Below are 18,375 nucleotides of genomic sequence, written 5' to 3'. Positions count from 1 at the left end.
CAGGGGGTGAGTGACCGGCCGACGGGTGTGCCGGTCGGTCGCGGTTGTGCGGCTGACCGGCTCTCCGCCTGGAATGCTCCGGAATCATGCGATCCACGCCATGAGCCCGTCTCAACTTCCGTTTGCCCCTCCCGCCTTGAGCGGCGTGCGGCGACGCTGGTCGGTATGGCCATGCCGCCCGTACCGCCTCATCCGCCCGGGCCTCCCCGTCGCCGGAATCCCCTGCTCATCCTGCTAGCCGTGCTCGTGGCCCTCGCAGCCGTGTCCCTCGTGGTGCTGATGGCCCGGGGAAGCGACGACTCGCCGGACCAGGAGCCGCCCGCCGAGAGCACGAGCCCCACTCCCGCTCCGTCCTTCGGCATCCCCACGGAGCTGCCCACCGCGTTGCCCAGCAAGCTGCCGACCCGGCTGCCGTCGGGCTTTCCGAGCCGGCTGCCGAGCGATCTGCCGAGCGGCCCCGAATCGCTCCTGCCGTCCCTGGACACCGGCGAGCTACTGCCCTGACCCCCCAGCGGCTCCGTCTCCGGCGGCGAGCTCCGCCGACGTCAGTGCCGTCGCCGGATCCTGCGCGGCGCCTCCCGCGGGCAGCCACCGGCCGCGCTCCTTGCGGTACGGCCACCACAGGCCGTCCCGGCCGAGGCGCAGCTGGACCGGTGCGCCGACAATCGTCCAGCGGTTGCCCCGCGCCCGCAGTTCCGGCCGCTCGTCCGTGTCCCAGGCCGACTCCAGGGCGGCACGCGCGTGTGCGAGCGTCTCGCCCTCCACCTTCCACTCCTCGTCGAGCACGGACAACGCGGCCGTACCGCCGTGGCGCCAGGCACGGACCGCCGCCGCCAGCCCCTCCCGGCCCCGCCCCGACCCGTCGGCGAGACGGTCCGCCGCCTCCCGCCCGGGTTCACCCGCGGCGAGCCGTACGGCGTCTTGCGAAACCGTCAAGTCCGTGCTGGAAGCGAGCCGTTCGTCCGTGTCCCGGAGTGACTCCGCGAGCAGGCGGTGGGCCTGTACGGCGGTCCGCGCGGCCAGGAACTCCAGCGCGGCCGGGTCGATGCCCGGAGCGGGCGGCGTCTCGGTGTCCAGGGACGGCGGCACCCCCGGCTCGTCGGGGAGTTCGGGCAGGGGTGGCAGCGGGGGCAGGATGTCACCGGCCGCGTACGCCTCGGCCGCGTCCAGGCCCTCCTCGTCGGAACGCTCCGTGACGGACCCGCCGCTGCGCGACTGGAGATCGTTCACCAGCGTGGCTTCGTCACGTCCCCGCATCAGCAACAGGACGAACGGGTCCTGGTCCAGCAGTCGCGCCACCTGGTAGCAGAGCGCCGCCGTGTGCCCGCAGTGGTCCCAGGCTCCGCAGCCGCACTCCGGCTCCAGATCGCCCAGGCCCGGCAGCAGTTCGACGCCCGCGGCCGCCGCGTCCTCGACCAGGTGCGGCGGCATCTCACGGTCCAGCAGCGCCGCCACATGACCGGCCCGCTCCAGGGTCATGTCCAGGAAGCGGTCCCACTGGCCGGGCGAGAGCTCCTCCAGCAGGACGTCGGCCCGGTGCGCGGTGCGGTCGCTGTCCTGGACGACGGCCGTGAGCCGCCCCGGGCGCACCGACACCGCGCCGACCGCTCCCGCGCGCGCGAGCCGGCGGCCCGTCTTGAGCTGCGCCGAGTCCAATGCCGTGTCCTCCAGGGCCTTCAGCCAGGCCTGGCCCCACCAGGTCTGTGCGAAGCCCCGCCCGCGCGCGGGCGGCAGCGCGGCGAACGTGCGCTCCGTGTCACCGTCGTACCGAGTCATCGCAGGCCCCCTCGCAGTTCGACCAGATCCGCCAGTTCCGCGTCCGTCAGCTCCGTGAGGGCGGCCTCCCCGGAGCCCAGGACGGCGTCCGCCAGCTTTCGCTTGCGGGCCAGCAGTTCGGCGATGCGGTCCTCGATGGTTCCCTCGGCGACGATCCGGTGCACCTGCACGGGCCGGGTCTGGCCGATGCGGTAGGCGCGGTCGGTCGCCTGGGCCTCGACGGCCGGGTTCCACCAGCGGTCGTAGTGCACGACGTGCTCGGCCCGGGTGAGGTTCAGGCCGGTGCCCGCCGCTTTCAACGACAGCAGGAACACGGGCGCTTCGCCGGCCTGGAAGCGCCGCACCATGGCCTCGCGCTGCGCGACGGGCGTCCCGCCGTGGAGGAACTGCGAGGGCGTGCCGCGGGCGGCAAGGTGCCGTTCGAGGAGGCGGGCCATCTGCACGTACTGCGTGAAGACCAGCACGCCCGCCTCCTCGGCGAGCATCGTGTCGAGCAGTTCGTCCAGCAGCTCCAGCTTCCCCGAGCGTCCGGCGATCACCGGCCGCTCCTCCTTGAGGTACTGCGCCGGGTGGTTGCAGACCTGCTTGAGGCCGGTCAGCAGTTTCACGATCAATCCGCGTCGCGCCATGCTGTCGGCGCCGGAGATCTCCGCGAGCGCCTCGCGCACCACGGCCTCGTACAGGCCTGCCTGCTCCTGGGTGAGCGACACGGCGTGATCGGTCTCCGTCTTCGGCGGCAGCTCGGGCGCGATCCCCGGATCCGACTTGCGGCGGCGGAGCAGGAACGGCCGTACGAGCCGGGCCAGCCGGTCCGCGGCGGCCGGGTCCTGACCGCCCTCGACGGCCTCCGCGTATCTCCTGCGGAAGGTGCCGAGCCTGCCCAGCAGCCCCGGAGTGGTCCAGTCGAGGATCGCCCACAGTTCCGACAGGTTGTTCTCCACCGGGGTGCCGGTGAGCGCCACGCGCGCGCGTGCGCCGATGGAACGCAGTTCCCGCGCGGTCGAGGAGTGCGGGTTCTTCAGGTGCTGGGCCTCGTCCGTCACCAGCATGCCCCACGGCACCCCGGCGAGCCGGGGCGCGTCCAGCCGCATCGTGCCGTACGTGGTGAGCACGAACTCCCCGTCGGCCAGGCCGTCGAGGCTGCGCCGCGCGCCGTGGAAGCGCCGCACCGGGGTGCCGGGCGCGAACCGCTCGATCTCCCGCTGCCAGTTGCCCATCAAGGACGTCGGGCAGACCACCAGGGTGGGCCCGGCGGACCCGGCGTCGGTCTGCCGGTGCAGGTGCAGGGCGATCAGCGTGACCGTCTTGCCGAGCCCCATGTCGTCGGCGAGGCAGCAGCCGAGGCCCAGCGAGGTCATGCCGGCGAGCCAGTTCAGGCCGCGCCGCTGGTAGTCCCGCAGGGTGGCCGCGAGGGCGGCCGGCTGCTCCACGGGCTGCTGCGCCTCGGGATCCGCGAGCCGCTCCCGCAGGGCCGCCAGCCACCCGGTGGGCCGCACCCCGACCCGGCGGCCGTCCACCTCCGCCCAGCCCGTCAGGGCCGCGCTCAGTGCGTCCACCGGCGTGACCTTGTGGTCCTGCCGGGAGCGGGCCAGGCGTACCTCCTGCGGGTCGATCAGGACCCACTGGTCACGCAGCCGCACCACAGGGCGCTTGGCCTCGGCGAGCCGGTCCAGCTCTTCGCCGCTCAGCCGCCGGTCGCCCAGGGCGACCGACCAGTCGAAGGCGAGCAGCGCGTCGGCGGACAGGAACGACGGCATGGCGGCGAAGGCCTCGCCGGAGTCCGTCTCGTCATCGGAAGGGCCCACCTCCGCGCGCGTGGTGAGCTCGCGGGTCAGTCCCTTCGGCCAGTGCACGTCGACTCCGGCCGCCGCCAGTGCCCGGGCGCCCGCGCCGAGCAGCTCGGTGACCTCCTCGTCGGCGAGCTCGACCGCGTCCGGCACGGTCGCCGACAGCAGGGGCGTGAGCGGGGTCCAGGCCCGGGCCGCGCGGCGCAGGGCGAGCAGTGCGTCCATCCGCGCGCGCGGGCCGAAGGCCTCGCCCCCGGTGCCGGCCCAGACGTCCGCGGCGTCCGCGACGAGCGCGGGATCGCTCACGCTGTGCACCTGGAGCACGGCCCGGAACGTCACGTCCGCGTCGTCGTCCGCCGAGTCTGCCGCGTCCGTCAGGCCGTCCGCCTCGATCCGCAGCGACAGCCGCACCCCGGCGTCGTGGCCCGCGGCGACATCGGCGGCCCACGCGCGCTGCTCGGGCAGACGCACCGGCTCGGGCGACGCGTAGGCGGGGCCGCCGGTGACCAGGGGCGCGGCGGGGGAGCGGGGCAGGGTGTCGGCGACCGCGTCGAGGAAGGCGCGCAGGAGCCGCTCCGGGTCGGGCAGCCGCAACAGCCCGGCGCCCGGCAGTGGCACGGCGTGTGCCTCGGGCGGCATGGCGGCGGCGAGGCGGCGCACGGCCTCGACGTCCTGGGCGCGCAACGGGCCCGTGCGCCAGGCGTCGTGGTCGCCCGGGGACAGTCCCGGCAGCAGCAGTCCGCGAGCCACGAAGTGCAGGGCGTGCGCCGCCGCCGCGCCCCAGAACAGGGTGGCCCGGTGCCCCTGCGCGCCGGTACGCGCGCGTATGAGGACCGGCAGGGCGGTGCGCACCGGCACCAGGAGGGCGGGCACGCTCTGCGGCTCGACCCCGTCGACGCCGGGCACGACGACGGTCAGGTCCGCGACGGACGCCGACGCCGTTGCCGGAGGGGGCTTGCCCTCCGGCCGCCAGAAGGCGACGCTGCCCGTGCGGGCCGGGTCGCCGGGCAGGAACGCGGTGCGGCAGTGGGCCAGTTCGGAGTCGGAGGAGGGTGCCGGGGGAGTCTGATGCTCGGCTATGGCTGGTTCCTCAAATTTGACTAGTGAGTCGGAGTCGCCGAGGGTACAGCACCTCCCGCACCCTCTGGGGTATGACTTGGCTGTGAGGTGGGTCACCATAGAGGTCTCAGGGGTGCCTAGGGGGCGCGCCTCAGGGATGTCTCAGGGTCGCGGTCCGGAACTGCCGCAAGCGCGGGCCCGTTTTCGAGACAGAGAGCGGCAGTGGCCGCGAAGGAGGCGACATCATGTCCAAGAACGCCAAGATCGCCGCAGGCGGTGTGGCAGTCGGGCTCATCCTGTTGATCTGGCTGCCCTGGTGGGCATCGCTCCTGATCATCCTGGGAGTCCCGGCCGCCGCGTATCTCACGCTGGACCCCTCGCAGCGGCGCAGGCTGCGCCGCGCCACCCGCAAGGAACTGGGCCGTTGACGCGCTGATGACCGGCGCGGCCCAAGGCCGCACCGGCTCAGTTCGGCCGTACGGCCATCTTGTCGAGGGCCTTTAGGAGACCCGGCAGTTCCGGACCCCGGCCCACCGGCAGGACCTCGCCGGGTTCCTCGTCCAGCAGCACGAAGGCGATGTCGTCGGTCCTGGCCACGAGCGACCAGCCGGGACCGTCGGCCCGCAGGGTGCGCGCGTCACCCGGCGCGAACGACGACCGGACCCGGCCCAGCGGCGGCGGCGAGTCGATGTAGGCGCGGGCCTCCGCGAGGACGCGCCTGATGCCGCTGTGGCCCTGCTGCCCGTTCCCCCCGCCTCCGCCCGGACGGTCGGCCGCCGCGCCTGCGTCGCCCGGTGTCGCCGAGGACCCCGGTGCACGGAAGGCCGAGTCGTCGACCTGCTCCCGCCACATCGCCCACTGAAGCGCGATCTCGTCGGCGCCCAGGCGCCGCTGGGCCGGGCCCCAGGCGGCGGTGTCCGGCGGGGTCAGCGGGGGCCGGTCGGCGGCCTCCGGGCCGGGATCGTGCGGCGCGGGCACCCCGGGCGCCGCGACGGCGACCGCGAGGGGCCAGCCGGGCAGGGCCGCGACGACCGTGCGCTCGTCGGGCGACAGCTCGTACTCCATCCCGCAGTCCCAGGACGCGATCGCGACGGCCACCAGGGAGACGTCGTCGATGACCACGGTCCACCGGGCGCCGTCGCCGTCCTGGCCGAGCACCAGCCCGTACCCGTCGGCGAGCGGCGCGAGGCCGAGCGCCGCGCACGCCTCCGGATAGTCGTCGCCCAGCACGCTCGGGAACTGCGCCGGCGTCAGCAGCACCGCCGTGAGCACATAGAGCGCGTCGTCCGCGGCGGCGACGGTGTCCTCGTCCGTCCCGGCCATCCCAGCCTCCCCATCGCTTCGTCCACCGGCGCGCACCCTAGTGTGCGCGGAAGCCGCTTGTCACGGCCCCGCGAGCACACTCGGAGCTGCCGCTTTCCGGCGGACAAGGGCGAATCGGCCGTCCGTGCCGGGCGCGTCACTCCGCCGGCAGCCCCAGCAGCTCGCGGGCCACGGCACGGGGCGGTTCGCCGCGTTCCCGCGCGAGCGCGATGACGGCCCGGCAGGCCAGCTCGTTCACCCCGAACGACAGCGCCTCGGGCGACACCCAGCCGGCCGCCTCGTCGGCCCGCTCCTGGTCGTCCTCCGCGCTCGCCGTGACGTAGGCAGCGGCCGCCTCGAAAAGATTGTGTGGACGTTTGTCCCCGTCGGCCTTCGGCTCCGTGCGCATGGCATGAGCGACTCTGCCTCCGGCCTTCCGGACCTTGCCCCACATGCTGACCACCTTTCCCCTGTACGGCTGTCCCGCCTGTCATCTCCCGGACTCCGACGTAGAGTTGGATCTCCGGTGACATAAGGGGGAGGGTACTGTGGAGCGCTTCGCACGGCTGGAACAGATCCGGCGGATGGACCCGTACCGAGAGGCTACGGAGATCTACCGGCTGAGCGTGGCGTACGAGTTCCCCTGGGACTTCACCCGTGCCCTGGAGCTGGCCCTGTACCGCACCTACGCCGTCCCGAGCATCGGCCGGCTGCTCGCCGAGACCGCGGAGCTCACGGAGCGGACGCAGAAGCGCTACGACGACACGGCGCTGCTCCTGGACGCCGTGGTCGAGCACGGCTTCGGCAGCGACCAGGGCAGGACCGCGATCCGCCGCATCAACCAGATGCACCGCAGCTACGACATCAGCAACGACGACATGCGCTACGTGCTCTGCACGTTCGTCGTGGTGCCCAAACGGTGGATCGACGCCTACGGGTGGCGCAGGATGTCGCGCCACGAGATCGTCGCCGGTGTCGTCCACTACCGCACGCTGGGCCGGCACATGGGCATCAAGGACATCCCCGAGACCTACGAGGAGTTCGAGACCTGCCTCGACGGCTACGAGGCGACCCACTTCGCCTGGGACGAGGAGGCCCGGCGGGTCTCGGACGCCACGCTCGACCTGATGTCCTCCTGGTACCCGCGCCCGCTCGCCCCGCTGCTGCGCACCACGACCCTCGCGCTGCTCGACGACTCGCTGCTGCGGGCCTTCCGCTACACCCCGCCGAGTGCGGCCACGCGCGCGTGGGTGCGTCGCGCTGTACGGCTGCGGGGCCGGGCCGTCCGCCTTCTGCCGCCCCGGCGCGCCCCGCACTTCGCCCGGCAGAACTGGGAGATCAAGGGCTACCCGTACGGCTACCGGCTCGACGACCTGGGCACGCGCCCGGTCCCGGGCGTCCGGGGCTGTCCCGTGCGGCACGTGGCGGCGTCGGACGCCGAGGCCGGTGACGCGGCCGGGTGACGCGGCCGCTCAGTCCTCGCGGGTGGCGAGCGCCAGGAAGCGGGAGTCCTCGTCGACATACGACGTCATGCGCCACCCCGAAGCGGCCAGCAGCGGCCGGAGGTTGGGTTCGGCGCGCAGGTCGTCCGGGGTGAGCGGGCGGCCGTGGCGCGCGGCCAGGGCCGCCCTGCCGATCGGGTGGAACAGCGCCAGCACACCACCGGGACGCACCACGCGCGCCAGCTCGCGCAGGTTCTCGGCCGGACTCGGCAGGTGCGAGATCAGGCCCGCCCCGAACACGGCGTCCAGCGAGCGTGAGCGCAGCGGCAGCGCGGCGACGTCCGTGAGCAGCAACGCTCCGTCACGGTCCCGTCCGGCCCGCACGGCCTCCCGCAGCATGGCCGGGGTCAGATCGGCCCCGAGCACCACTCCCGAGGGCCCCACGGCGGCACGCAGCGGCGGCAGGGCGCGTCCGGTGCCACACCCCGCGTCGAGCACGCGGTCGCCCGGGCGCAGCCCGAGCTCGGCGACCGCGGCCGTGTAGGCCGGACCGTCGTCGGGGAACCGGCTGTCCCAGTCGGCGGCGCGGGCGGTGAAGAACTCCTGGACACGCGTCTGGTCGTCGCTCATGTACGGCATGATTCCTCACCGGCACGGATGACGCCTCAGTGCACACGTTCGAGCGCGACCCGGTCGTTCCGGTACATCCTTGCGTCATATTCCAACACCTTTCGAAATGCGCCCCCTTCGCACGCCCCTGCCGGGTCTAGCGTCCCGGACCCATGGGACACCTGGACCACGCCGCCCTGGGGTGGCTGACCCCCGCGCTGTCGTACGTGATGGCCTGCATAGGCGCCGCCCTCGGGCTGCGCTGCACCGTCCGCGCGCTCGCCGCCACAGGGCGCTCGCGCCGCAACTGGCTCGTCACCGCCGCCTCGGCGATCGGCACCGGCATCTGGACCATGCACTTCGTGGCCATGCTCGGTTTCAGCGTCGCCGGCACCGATATCCGCTACGACGTGCCGCTCACCCTGCTGAGCCTGCTCGTCGCCATGGTCGTCGTCTGCGCCGGCGTCTTCGCCGTCGGCTACAGCCGGGACCGCGGCCGGGCCCTGCTGATCGGCGGACTCACCACCGGCCTCGGCGTGGCGAGCATGCACTACCTGGGCATGGCGGCCGTCCGCCTGCACGGCGACGTGAGCTATGACCCGGTGCTCGTCGGGCTCTCCGTCCTGATCGCCGTCGTCGCCGCGACGGCGGCCCTGTGGGCGGCGCTCAACATCAAGTCGCCCGTCGCGGTCACCATCGCCTCCCTGATCATGGGCGCGGCCGTCAGCAGCATGCACTACACCGGGATGTTCGCGGTGAGCGTGCACGTGATGCCCTCCGGGGAGGCACTGCCCGGGGCCACGGCGATGCAATTTATCTTCCCCCTCGCCGTCGGCCTCGGGTCCTACCTCTTCCTGACTTCCGCCTTCGTCGCGCTGTCGCCGACGGCAGGGGAACGTGAGGCGTCCGCGTCGGCCCAGCGGCCGGTCGAGAACGTCGCCCGTTAGCCGCGACCGAGGCCGGGCCGGGCGGGCGCCGGGCCGCCCTCCGGACGGCACGCCCTGAAGCCGGGGTGACACGCCCCGAACCACCCCCGAGCGAGGAGTCCATGCGTACACCCCGTAGGACCCCCACGGCCGGCGCCGAGGCGCCGCCCCCGCCCGTGCGCGGTCGACGCGCGCACGCCGGACCACCGGCCGACGAAGGTGCCGAGGCGCCCTCGGGGGCCGCACCGGACGGAACGTCCACGCGTGCGGAGGGCTGGCACATACGCCCGCGCACCGTGCGCGCCAAGATCGTCTGCCTGCTGATGGTGCCGGTCGTCTCCCTCCTGGCCCTGTGGGCCCACGCCACCGTCACCACCGCCCAGGACGTCTCCCGGCTGCGGCAGGTCCAGCGCGTGGACGCCATGGTCCGTGCCCCCGTCTCCGCCGCGGTCGCCGCCCTCCAGGCCGAACGCGCGGCCGCCGTACGCCACGCCACCGACCCCTCCGCCGTCGGGACCGACGAGCTGGACGAACTCGCCCGGCGCACCGACCGGGCCGTCGCGAAACTGCGGCTCGGCGAGACCAGTACCGTCGCCGACAGCGAGGAACTGCCCGCCGGAGTCGCCCGCCGGCTGGAGGCGTTCGTCACCGGTGCCGAACAACTGCGTCCGCTGCGGACCGAGCTGCGGGACCGGCGCGCGGGCTGGGCCGAGACATACAACCGCTACACCCGGACCATCGCGGAGGCGCTCGGCGTCGGCGGTGCCCTCACCGGCATCCAGGACGCCGACCTCGGCTCCGACGCGCGCGTGCTGCTCGAGTTCTCCCGCGCGGGCGAGGCGTTGGCCCGGGAGGACGCGCTTCTGGCGAGTGCCCGCCTGTCCGGCACCCTGACCGGGGAGCGGCTCCGGCTCTTCACCGGCGCCGTCGAACTGCGCCGCACCCTGACCGAGTCGGCCGTCGCCGACCTGCGCGGCACCGAACGCTCCGCGTGGAACTCCCTCGCCGACAGCAGCGCCTACGCCGGACTGAGCGATGCCGAGGACGGGATACTCGCCGGCGGGCCGGGCGCCAAGGCGATCGAGGCCGTACCCGAGAGCACCTGGAACACCGCCCACGCGCGCGTGCAGAACGGTATGCGCACGATCGAGGAGGATGCCGCACGAGGCGTCGCGGAGCGGGCCGACCCGTTCACCCGGGGACTGCTCACCCCGGCCGGCGCGGCCGTCCTGCTCGGTCTCGCAGCCGTCGCCGCCTCGCTCGTCATCTCCGTGCGCATCGGCCGCGGCCTCGTGGTGGAGCTCGTGAGCCTGCGCAACAGCGCCCTGGAGATCGCCCGGCGCAAACTCCCCGAGGCCATGCGCAGGCTGCGCGCGGGCGAGGAGATCGACGTCCGCGCCGAGGCACCGCCGGGACCGGCCGCCGAGGATGAGACCGGGCAGGTCGCCGAGGCCCTCGGCACCGTCCACCGGGCCGCGCTGCGGGCCGCCGTCGAGCGCGCCGAACTCGCCAGCGGCATCTCCGGCGTCTTCGTCAACCTCGCTCGCCGCAGCCAGATCCTCGTCCACCGGCAGCTGAGCCTCCTCGACAGCATGGAACGCCGCTCCGACGACCCGAACGAACTGAGCGACCTCTTCCGTCTCGATCACCTCACCACCCGTATGCGGCGCCACGCGGAGAGCCTGATCATCCTCTCCGGAGCGGCCCCCGGCCGGGCCTGGCGCAGGCCCGTCTCCCTCACCAACGTGGTCCGCGCGGCCGTCTCCGAAGTGGAGGACTACGCGCGCGTGGAGGTACGGCAACTCCCCGAGGCAGCCGTCGTCGGCGCGGCCGTGGCCGACCTCACGCACCTCCTGGCCGAGATCATCGAGAACGCCGCCCAGTTCTCGCCGCCCCACACGCGCGTGCGCGTCACCGGCGAACCCGTCGGCAACGGCTACGCCGTCGAGGTCGAGGACCGCGGCCTCGGCATGGGCAAGGAGACCCTTGCCGAGGCCAACCGCCGCATCGAGCAGTCCGAGGCGCTCGACCTGTTCGACAGCGACCGGCTCGGCCTGTTCGTGGTCAGCAGACTCGCCGCCCGGCACGGCATCAAGGTCCACCTGAGGACCTCCCCGTACGGCGGCACCACCGCGGTCGTCCTCGTGCCCACCGCCCTGCTGCACACCGGGGCGGCGGAACGTCCCCCGGGCGAAGCGGCGCACGCGCGGCAGCCCGAGGAACGCGCCCACGCGCGCGTGCCCGACGACATCCCGCGTCAGGACACCGCCCCCGACGCCGTCCCGGCACCGGCCGACCGGCGCGCCCTGGTGGCTCCCGTCCCGGCCGTCGCGGAGAACACGAGCCACACCCCACCCCCAGGAGTCGCCACCTTGCGACTGCACCGACCCCAGGAGCCAGAAGGTTCCGAGGACCTCCCGCGTCGCGTACGGCAGGCCAGCCTCGCGCCCCAACTGCGCAACGGGCGCCCCGAGGAGTCACCGCCCTCGCCCGCGCCCCGGGACGACGAACGCACCCCCGAGCTCGTCCGGGACCGCATGGCGGCGTACCGCGACGGCTGGACGCGCGGCGGCGGCAGGAAGCCCGGCTCCACTCCCGGCCCGACGGGCAGCGACAGCAGCGAAGGAGATCTCGCATGATCCAGGACCCGAGCACGCATTCCGCCCGGAGCTCCGGCGAACTCGACTGGCTGCTGGACGACCTGGTGCTCCGCGTGAGCGAGCTACGGCACGCCGTGGTGCTGTCCAACGACGGCCTCGCCGTGGGCGCCTCGACCGACCTCCGCCGCGAGGACGCCGAACACCTCGCCGCGGTCGCCTCGGGCTTCCACAGCCTCGCCAAGGGAGCCGGGCGGCACTTCGGCGCCGGCGGTGTCCGCCAGATCATGGTGGAGATGGACGAGGGCTTCCTGTTCGTGGCCGCGGCGGGCGACGGATCCTGCCTCGCCCTCCTCACCGCCGTCACCGCCGACATCGGCCTCGTGGCCTACGAGATGGCACGCCTGGTCAAACGCGTCGGCGAGCACCTCGGCACGGCGCCCCGCGTCGGCGCCCGGCCGCCCGCCGCCGGATGAACAGAGAGAACGGTCCGCGCAGATGACCGAGGACATGACCGGCACCCCGCACGACCAGGGCAGCCAGTGGTACGACAACGAGGCCGGCCCTCTCGTCCGCCCCTATGCCATGACGGGCGGACGCACCCGGCCCGGCCCCACCGGCGTGCGGTTCGACCTGATCGCCCTGGTCACGCTGGACCCGGCCGCCCCCGGCGTGGACGACGTCCCGCTCGGTCCGGAACACCGGACGCTTCTCGACCTGTGCCGTACGGAGACCCAGTCGGTCGCCGAACTCGCCGCCGGCGCGGACCTGCCCGTGGGCGTCGTCAGGGTCCTCCTCGGCGACCTCCTGGAACTCGGCTGCGTCACCGTCAGCCGCCCCGTGCCACCGGCACAGCTGCCCGACGAGCGCATTCTGCGCGAGGTGATCGCAGGACTGAGGGCGCTGTAGATGCCAGCACACCACCCACGTACTCACCTCATCCCTTGCCGACACTCCCGAGAGAAGTGATCAATGGTCTCCGAGCACTCCGACGCCACCGGCGGCGAGACCTCCGCACTGGCGTTGAAGATACTGGTCGCCGGCGGGTTCGGCGTGGGCAAGACCACCCTGGTGGGCGCCGTCAGCGAGATCCGGCCGCTGCGCACGGAGGAACTGCTCAGCGAAGCCGGCCAGTTGGTGGACGACACCGACGGCGTGGATCACAAGACCACCACGACCGTCGCCATGGACTTCGGACGCATCACCATCCGCTCCGGCCTCTCCCTGTACCTGTTCGGCACGCCGGGCCAGGACCGGTTCTGGTTCCTGTGGGACGAGTTGTCGCAAGGCGCGCTCGGCGCGGTGGTCCTCGCGGACACCCGTCGCCTGGAGGACTGCTTCCCCGCGGTCGACTACTTCGAGCACCGGCGCATCCCGTTCGTGGTGGCCGTCAACTGCTTCGCGGGCGCCCGGCGGCACGGAGCCCCGGACGTCTCGCGCGCCCTCGACCTCGACCGGGGCACACCCGTGGTGCTGTGCGACGCCCGGGACCGCGACTCGGGGAAGGAGGTGCTGATCCGGCTCGTCGAGTACGCCGGGCGGATGCACACCGCCCGGCTCCTCGACTCGGTCGGCTGAAGCGGGGTGCTTCTCTGTCAGTCCGCTACGTCCCGCTCCGCCAGGACCTTGTCGACGGCGACACGGACGAGGAGTTCGCCCGGGACGCCGTTGCGGGCGCCGAACTCCTCGGCGCGCTCCTCGCCCATGTACCGGGCGCCGATGCGGGTGGCCCAGTGCCGTATCTCGTCGAGGTCCTCCGAGACGCGGGCGTGGCCCCGCAGCACCACGAAGGAGTACGGCGGCCGGTCGTCGTCCACACACAGGGCGACCCGGCCGTCACGGGTGAGATTGCGCCCCTTCACGCTGTCCTTGCCGGTGTTGAACACCAGCTCGTCGCCGTCCAGGACGAACCAGATCGGGGTCACGTGCGGGCTTCCGTCGGCCCGGACCGTGGAGAGCTTTCCGGTGCGGGTGCCGTGGGAAACGAACTCCCGCCATTGCGCGTCGGTCATCTTCTCTGCCATGGCTCCCATCCTCCTTGCCCCGGCAGCGGTCCTGGGGAAGGCTGGCGTGGAGATCCTCCGGCCAGGAGGAGAATCGCACGGGGAGAAAACGGGGAGATCGGAACATGGCGCAGAACCAGGGACTGGACTGGCTGCTGGACGACCTGACCGAGCGCGTTCACGAAGTGCGGCACGCACTCGTCCTGTCCAACGACGGCCTGGTGACAGGCGCGAGTACCGGACTGCGCCGCGAGGACGCGGAACACCTCGCGGCCGTGTCGTCCGGACTGCATAGCCTGGCCAAGGGCTCGGGACGGCACTTCGGCGCGGGCGGCGTACGTCAGACGATGATCGAGTTCGACGACGCGGTGCTCTTCGTCACCGCGGCCGGCACGGGCAGTTGTCTGTGCGTCCTCAGCGGCGCGGAGGCCGACATCGGCCAGATCGCCTACGAGATGACACTCCTGGTCAACCGGGTCGGCGAGCACCTCGACGTCGACGCGCGCCAGCCCGAACGGAAACCGGACACAGACGTCTGACCTGCGCGTTCGTTACCCCCGCGGAGTTATCCACAGGCTCACCACGAGGTGCGCCGAAGCGGCTACGGTTTTTTCACGGCGACCGCACACGGAGTGAGCCGCTGACTCCACGGGGGAGACCGACCATGTCTGGCACCATCGCGAAACCCGACCGCCTCACCCGCGCCCCGAGCCGGGCCGCCCGCGAACTCGACCTCAGGCGGGGCGAGTTCGATCTGGCCGTGAATCCCGCTCATCCGGACCCTTCCCGGCGAAGGAGGCGGAGGCCGACGGAGCCCACGCCGAGGCCGGCGGCCTACGGGGCCCTCACCTCCTCCGGCGCAGAGGCGCGCGTCCTGCCGTCCGTCCGATGAGCGATGAGTTTCCGGATGCGTCCCGGTCCGACCTGTGAGGAGACTATGTCCGGGAGGCGATCATGTTCGGTACGACAAGGGCGTACAGCGGGTTCTCCGTGGACGACATCGAAGCGGCCAGGACGTTCTACGGCGACACGCTGGGACTCCGCGTCTCGGAAGACCACGGCATGCTGATCCTGCACATCGCGGGGGACCGGGACATCCTGGTCTACCCGAAGCAGGACCACACCCCGGCGACCTACACCATCCTCAACTTCCCCGTCGACGACATCGAGGCGGCGGTCGACGAGCTGAGCAGAAGGGGGGTGCGTTTCGAGCGCTACGACCACCTCAAGGCGGACGACAAGGGCATCTTCCGCGGCGGCGGCCCGCTGATCGCGTGGTTCACCGATCCTGCGGAGAACGTGCTGTCCGTCCTCCAGGAAACCTGACCCGCCGGTCATGCCCGAGCTGCCCGACGTCGAGGGCTTCCGGCAGGTGCTCGAGTCCTGTGCGAAGGGGCGGGTCGTGCGGCGTGTCGAGGTGCGGGACGCGGGCGTCCTGCACGGGGTCGGGGTGCGGGGCCTGCGTGACGCGCTGGAGGGCCGGCGGTTCGGCACACCGGAGCGGCACGGCAAGTGGCTGCTCGCCCGCACCGGCGGCCCCACCCTCGTGCTGCACTTCGGCATGACCGGCCGGCTGGTCTGCGGTCGTCCTGATGACGCCGTCGAGGCCCACGACCGCGTGCTGTTCACCCTGAGCGGCAACCGTCAGCTGCGCTTTCGTGACCAGCGCAAACTCCAGGGCCTGTGGCTGGCCCACGACGACTCCGACCTCGACCGGCTGCTTCGGCGGCAGGGCCCCGACGCGATGGCGGTGGAGCGTGCGGAATTCGAGGCCGTGCTCTCATCGCGCCGGGGTCACCTGAAGACCGCGCTCACCGACCAGTCCGTCCTGGCCGGCCTGGGCAATCTGCTCGCCGACGAGATCCTGTGGCGCGCCCGGCTGCGCCCCGACCGCCGGGCGCGTGAGCTCACCCAGGACGACCGCCGTCGCCTGTACAGCGAGATGCGCAGAACCCTGCGGTCCGCCGTCACCGCCGGCTGTGTGCCCCCGCGGGACTCCTGGCTCACCGGACATCGTGACGACCCCGACCCCAGGTGTCCGCGCTGCGGCAGCGGGCTGCGCCGGTCCCGGATGGCGGGCCGGGGCACGGTGTGGTGCCCGCGGTGCCAGCCGGACGAGTGATCCGGCCAAGGCGGGTCGCTTGCCGGGCGCCAGGACAGCCGGCGGGCTGGCCCGGACCGGTCAGTCGCCGGAGGCCAGGTCAGCCGGCGGGCTGGCCAGGATGCCGCCGTCCATGACGAACTCGCTGCCCGTCGAGAAGGTGGCCTCGGTGATGATGCAGAGCACCATGCGGGCGACCTCCTCGGGCTCGCCGAACCGGAGGATGGGCTGGGCCGCGGTGTGGGCGTCGCCGAAGCCGGCCGTCATCCGGGTGCGGATCGCGCCGGGGTGGACGGAGCAGACCCGGACCCGGTCGGGCGCCAGTTCCAGCGCGGCGGCCTCGGTCAGTCCGCGCAGCCCCCATTTGCTCGCCGCGTAGGCTCCGACGCCGGCGTAGGCGGTCAGCCCGGCCAGAGAGGACATGTTCACGATCACACCGCCCCCGGCCCGGCGCAGCGACGGTGCCGCCGCGCGCATGCCCAGCCAGGCGCCCGTGAGGTTGACGTCGAGGACTCGGCGGAACGACGCGGGGCTCTGTTCCTCCATGCCCAGTCGATGATCCCGGCGATGTTGACGAGGACCGAGACCGGCCCAGGGCCTGCTCCGTCCCGACCAGGGCCCGCTGCCAGACGTCCTCGCTGGTGACGTCCAGATGCGTGAAGCGGGCCCGGACGCCGAGCCCGGCCGTCAGCTGCGCCCCCTCGTCGTCCCCGATGTCGGCGACGACCACGGCGGCGCCCTCGGCCGCGAGCGTGCGCGCCACCGCGGCACCGATGTCCCCGGCTCCTCCGGTCACGATCGCCACCTGCTCGCTGAGACGTCCCATGGTGTCCTCCTTCGTCCTCAGGGCACTCCCGGGCTCTCAGGGCACTCCCGCCGTCCGGCGTTCCTCGTCCGGTGCCACGAGCGACTGTGTGAACGGAATCCGCGCCAGGGCGAGCACCCCCGCGGCGATCAGCGCGACACCGAACAGCTGGGGCAGCAGCCACCACCCGGTGCGGACCATCTCCTCGTACAGAAGGATGCCGAGTGCAAGGCTCACCAGCGCGTCACCGAGGGTGAGCGCGGGCTGCGAGGCGACCAGCGGGCCGGCCTGCATGGCGTTCTCCAGCAGGAACAGCGCGCACACGCCGGTCGCTGCGAAAGTGTAGGTCTGCCAGGCGGTGACGAAACCCACGAGGCCCTGCTCGTCGAGGATGTGGGTGGCGGCCTTCATCAGCGCCGCGGTCACCGCGTAGCTGATCGCCGTCGCGGCACCCAGACACGCCGCCCGGGTCCGGCCCTCCGGGCGCCGCAGGGCGGCGACGGCGAGGCCGGCGACCGCCCCCGCGCACACGGCGAGGGCGGGGATCCAGCGGTCCAGCTCCACATGGGTGCGATTGCCGGTGGGGGACGCGGCGGCGAGCGCGACCGCCAGGCCGGCCACTACCACCGTCACGGCCAGCCAGCCCGTGCGCGGCAGATGCCGGTGCATCAGCAGCGACGCGACGACGAGGGTCAGCGGCAGCTCCAGCACGAACAGCGGCTGCACGATCGTCAGCGGCCCGGTCGCCAGCGCCAGCGCCTGGCAGACGGCGGCGCCGATCACCGCGAGGATGCCGGCCAGCCAGACGGGCCGGCGCAGCAGGTCGGCGATCAGCCCGGCCCTGAGCCCCTGGGAGCGTGGCACGGTGAGCGCTGCCTTGCGCTGCAATACCGTCGCGACGGCGTTGCTGAGGGCCGCGCAGACCGCGAAGACGACGGGGAGCACGGAGCGTGGCCACCTCCCGGATCAGCGGGCGTGTGACGCCGGCGGTGTCTCCTCCTGCCATGGTCGCCGGATCCGGGCACGCGCGCGATCGGAGCCCCGAACAGCGACCCCGACCGGCACACGACCAGGTCAGCCCAGCTCCCGGAAGAGCCCCTCCTGCACGACCGACACGACCAGCCGGCCCTCACGGTCGTAGATCCGGCCCCGGGCCAGACCACGGCCGCCGACCGCGATCGGCGACTCCTGGTCGTACAGCAGCCAGTCGTCGGCCCGGAACGGGCGGTGGAACCACATGGCGTGGTCCAGTGACGCCATGTCGAAGCCCCGCGGGCCCCACAGCGGCTCGACCGGGATGCGGACGGCGTCCAGGAGGGTCATGTCGCTGGCGTAGGTGAGGGCGCAGGTGTGCACGAGCGGGTCGTCGCCGAGCGGCCCGACCGCGCGCATCCACACGGCGCTGCGCGGCTCGGCGTCCGCGACCTCCTCGGTGGTCCAGCGCAGCCGGTCCACGTAGCGGATGTCGAAGGGCTGGCGGCGGGCCATCCGCTCCAACTGCTCGGGTAGCGCGCCCAGGTGCTCCCGGATCTCGTCCGTGACCGTGGGCAGGGACTGCGGGTCCGGGACCGTGCGTGCGGGCGGCAGCTGGTGCTCGAAGCTGCCCTCCTCCGGCTTGTGGAAGGAGGCGGTGAGATTGAAGATCGTACGGCCCCGCTGCACGGCCGTGACCCGGCGGGTCGTGAACGACCGCCCGTCGCGCACCCGCTCGACCTGGTAGACGATCGGCACGCCCGGGATGCCCGGGCGCAGGAAGTACGCGTGCAGCGAGTGCACGGGACGTTCGCCGTCCGTGGTGCGGCCGGCGGCGACCAGGGCCTGTCCCGCCACCTGGCCGCCGAAGACCCGCTGGAGGGACTCCTGCGGGCTGCGACCACGGAAGATGTTGACCTCGATCTGCTCCAGATCGAGCAGGTCGACCAGTCTCTCGGCCGGGTTCGTCGTCATGGGTGGGATTCTCCTGTGCTC

At 73.0% G+C, this 18,375-nt stretch carries 20 protein-coding genes and 1 pseudogene; 11 read left to right on the top strand and 10 right to left on the bottom strand.

The features are described from left to right. Nucleotides 1-240: 240 nt before the first annotated feature. The gene (locus tag V8690_RS05250; protein ID WP_338776140.1) at nt 241-504 is read left to right on the top strand and encodes a hypothetical protein; all 264 of its coding nucleotides are present in this window, start codon (nt 241-243) and stop codon (nt 502-504) included. Here the strand turns inward: V8690_RS05250 and V8690_RS05245 are convergent. Together V8690_RS05245 and V8690_RS05240 are read right to left on the bottom strand one after the other, a co-directional pair. Next, complete coding sequence (locus tag V8690_RS05245) at nt 493-1,776, bottom strand: SWF or SNF family helicase (protein ID WP_338776139.1); 1,284 nt, start codon at nt 1,774-1,776, stop codon at nt 493-495. The two genes, V8690_RS05250 and V8690_RS05245, sit on opposite strands and share 12 nt — an antisense overlap. Further along, nucleotides 1,773-4,643: a DEAD/DEAH box helicase gene (locus V8690_RS05240; RefSeq protein ID WP_338785257.1), complete on the bottom strand. Its 2,871-nt coding sequence runs from the start codon at nt 4,641-4,643 to the stop codon at nt 1,773-1,775. The genes V8690_RS05245 and V8690_RS05240 overlap by 4 nt, the downstream gene beginning before the upstream one ends. 224 nt (nt 4,644-4,867) lie before the next feature. Here V8690_RS05240 and V8690_RS05235 point away from each other — a divergent pair, with 224 nt between their 5' ends. Then, nucleotides 4,868-5,050 (top strand): hypothetical protein, encoded by a 183-nt coding sequence (locus tag V8690_RS05235; protein ID WP_010040978.1) that lies wholly within the window; start codon nt 4,868-4,870, stop codon nt 5,048-5,050. Nucleotides 5,051-5,087: 37 nt separating this feature from the next. On the opposite strand, the gene V8690_RS05230 is transcribed toward V8690_RS05235, so the two are convergent. Both V8690_RS05230 and V8690_RS05225 read right to left on the bottom strand, forming a co-directional pair. Next, nucleotides 5,088-5,945 carry a hypothetical protein gene (locus tag V8690_RS05230; protein ID WP_338776138.1) on the bottom strand — a complete coding sequence of 286 codons (858 nt, stop codon included), beginning with the start codon at nt 5,943-5,945 and terminating at the stop codon, nt 5,088-5,090. A 136-nt stretch (nt 5,946-6,081) separates the two neighbouring features. Next, on the bottom strand, nt 6,082-6,378 hold the full coding sequence (locus V8690_RS05225; protein WP_338776137.1) for a hypothetical protein: 297 nt from the start codon (nt 6,376-6,378) through the stop codon (nt 6,082-6,084). Between the two features lie 94 nt (nt 6,379-6,472). Between V8690_RS05225 and V8690_RS05220 the strand changes: the two genes are divergently transcribed. Then, nucleotides 6,473-7,387, top strand: a complete 915-nt coding sequence (locus V8690_RS05220; RefSeq protein ID WP_338776136.1) for an oxygenase MpaB family protein — start codon at nt 6,473-6,475, stop codon at nt 7,385-7,387. Nucleotides 7,388-7,396: 9 nt separating this feature from the next. Here V8690_RS05220 and V8690_RS05215 read toward each other — a convergent pair whose 3' ends face one another. Further along, a complete protein-coding gene (locus V8690_RS05215) occupies nt 7,397-7,996 on the bottom strand; it encodes a class I SAM-dependent methyltransferase (protein WP_338776135.1) in 600 nt (199 codons plus the stop codon). 152 nt (nt 7,997-8,148) lie between these two features. Between V8690_RS05215 and V8690_RS05210 the strand changes: the two genes are divergently transcribed. The 5 genes from V8690_RS05210 to V8690_RS05190 all read left to right on the top strand — a co-directional run bounded on the left by V8690_RS05210 (nt 8,149) and on the right by V8690_RS05190 (nt 13,076). Then, complete coding sequence (locus V8690_RS05210) at nt 8,149-8,922, top strand: MHYT domain-containing protein (protein WP_338776134.1); 774 nt, start codon at nt 8,149-8,151, stop codon at nt 8,920-8,922. Between the two features lie 101 nt (nt 8,923-9,023). Continuing rightward, nucleotides 9,024-11,540 carry a nitrate- and nitrite sensing domain-containing protein gene (locus tag V8690_RS05205; RefSeq protein ID WP_338776133.1) on the top strand — a complete coding sequence of 839 codons (2,517 nt, stop codon included), beginning with the start codon at nt 9,024-9,026 and terminating at the stop codon, nt 11,538-11,540. Next, the gene (locus tag V8690_RS05200) at nt 11,537-11,974 is read left to right on the top strand and encodes a roadblock/LC7 domain-containing protein (protein WP_338776132.1); all 438 of its coding nucleotides are present in this window, start codon (nt 11,537-11,539) and stop codon (nt 11,972-11,974) included. Before V8690_RS05205 ends, V8690_RS05200 begins: the two co-directional genes overlap by 4 nt. A gap of 22 nt (nt 11,975-11,996) precedes the next feature. Next, complete coding sequence (locus V8690_RS05195) at nt 11,997-12,407, top strand: DUF742 domain-containing protein (RefSeq protein ID WP_338776131.1); 411 nt, start codon at nt 11,997-11,999, stop codon at nt 12,405-12,407. Between the two features lie 63 nt (nt 12,408-12,470). Then, nucleotides 12,471-13,076, top strand: coding sequence for an ATP/GTP-binding protein (locus V8690_RS05190; protein WP_338776130.1), 606 nt, complete (start codon nt 12,471-12,473; stop codon nt 13,074-13,076). A gap of 17 nt (nt 13,077-13,093) precedes the next feature. Here V8690_RS05190 and V8690_RS05185 read toward each other — a convergent pair whose 3' ends face one another. Next, entirely contained in the window at nt 13,094-13,522 is a 429-nt protein-coding gene (locus V8690_RS05185; RefSeq protein ID WP_338776129.1) for a PPOX class F420-dependent oxidoreductase, read from the bottom strand. A gap of 104 nt (nt 13,523-13,626) precedes the next feature. Here V8690_RS05185 and V8690_RS05180 point away from each other — a divergent pair, with 104 nt between their 5' ends. From V8690_RS05180 to V8690_RS05170, 3 genes are all read left to right on the top strand, one after another. Next, complete coding sequence (locus tag V8690_RS05180) at nt 13,627-14,040, top strand: roadblock/LC7 domain-containing protein (protein ID WP_338776128.1); 414 nt, start codon at nt 13,627-13,629, stop codon at nt 14,038-14,040. A gap of 415 nt (nt 14,041-14,455) precedes the next feature. Then, complete coding sequence (locus V8690_RS05175) at nt 14,456-14,827, top strand: VOC family protein (RefSeq protein WP_338776127.1); 372 nt, start codon at nt 14,456-14,458, stop codon at nt 14,825-14,827. Nucleotides 14,828-14,837: 10 nt separating this feature from the next. Further along, nucleotides 14,838-15,623, top strand: coding sequence for a DNA-formamidopyrimidine glycosylase family protein (locus V8690_RS05170; protein ID WP_338776126.1), 786 nt, complete (start codon nt 14,838-14,840; stop codon nt 15,621-15,623). 60 nt (nt 15,624-15,683) lie between these two features. On the opposite strand, the gene V8690_RS05165 is transcribed toward V8690_RS05170, so the two are convergent. The 4 genes and pseudogenes from V8690_RS05165 to V8690_RS05150 form a co-directional block, all read right to left on the bottom strand. Further along, complete coding sequence (locus tag V8690_RS05165; RefSeq protein WP_338776125.1) at nt 15,684-16,148, bottom strand: SDR family oxidoreductase; 465 nt, start codon at nt 16,146-16,148, stop codon at nt 15,684-15,686. 100 nt (nt 16,149-16,248) lie between these two features. Then, a pseudogene (locus tag V8690_RS05160) lies at nt 16,249-16,428 on the bottom strand (SDR family NAD(P)-dependent oxidoreductase); the annotation flags it as partial. 36 nt (nt 16,429-16,464) lie between these two features. Beyond that, nucleotides 16,465-17,352: a DMT family transporter gene (locus tag V8690_RS05155; protein ID WP_338776124.1), complete on the bottom strand. Its 888-nt coding sequence runs from the start codon at nt 17,350-17,352 to the stop codon at nt 16,465-16,467. 129 nt (nt 17,353-17,481) lie between these two features. Then, the gene (locus tag V8690_RS05150) at nt 17,482-18,354 is read right to left on the bottom strand and encodes an acyl-CoA thioesterase II (RefSeq protein WP_338776123.1); all 873 of its coding nucleotides are present in this window, start codon (nt 18,352-18,354) and stop codon (nt 17,482-17,484) included. Nucleotides 18,355-18,375 lie beyond the last annotated feature (21 nt).

Source organism: Streptomyces sp. DG1A-41, from assembly GCF_037055355.1.
GTDB lineage: Bacteria > Actinomycetota > Actinomycetes > Streptomycetales > Streptomycetaceae > Streptomyces.
Note: the sequence above shows the minus strand (reverse complement) of the source record. Positions and strands in the feature narration are given on the sequence as shown.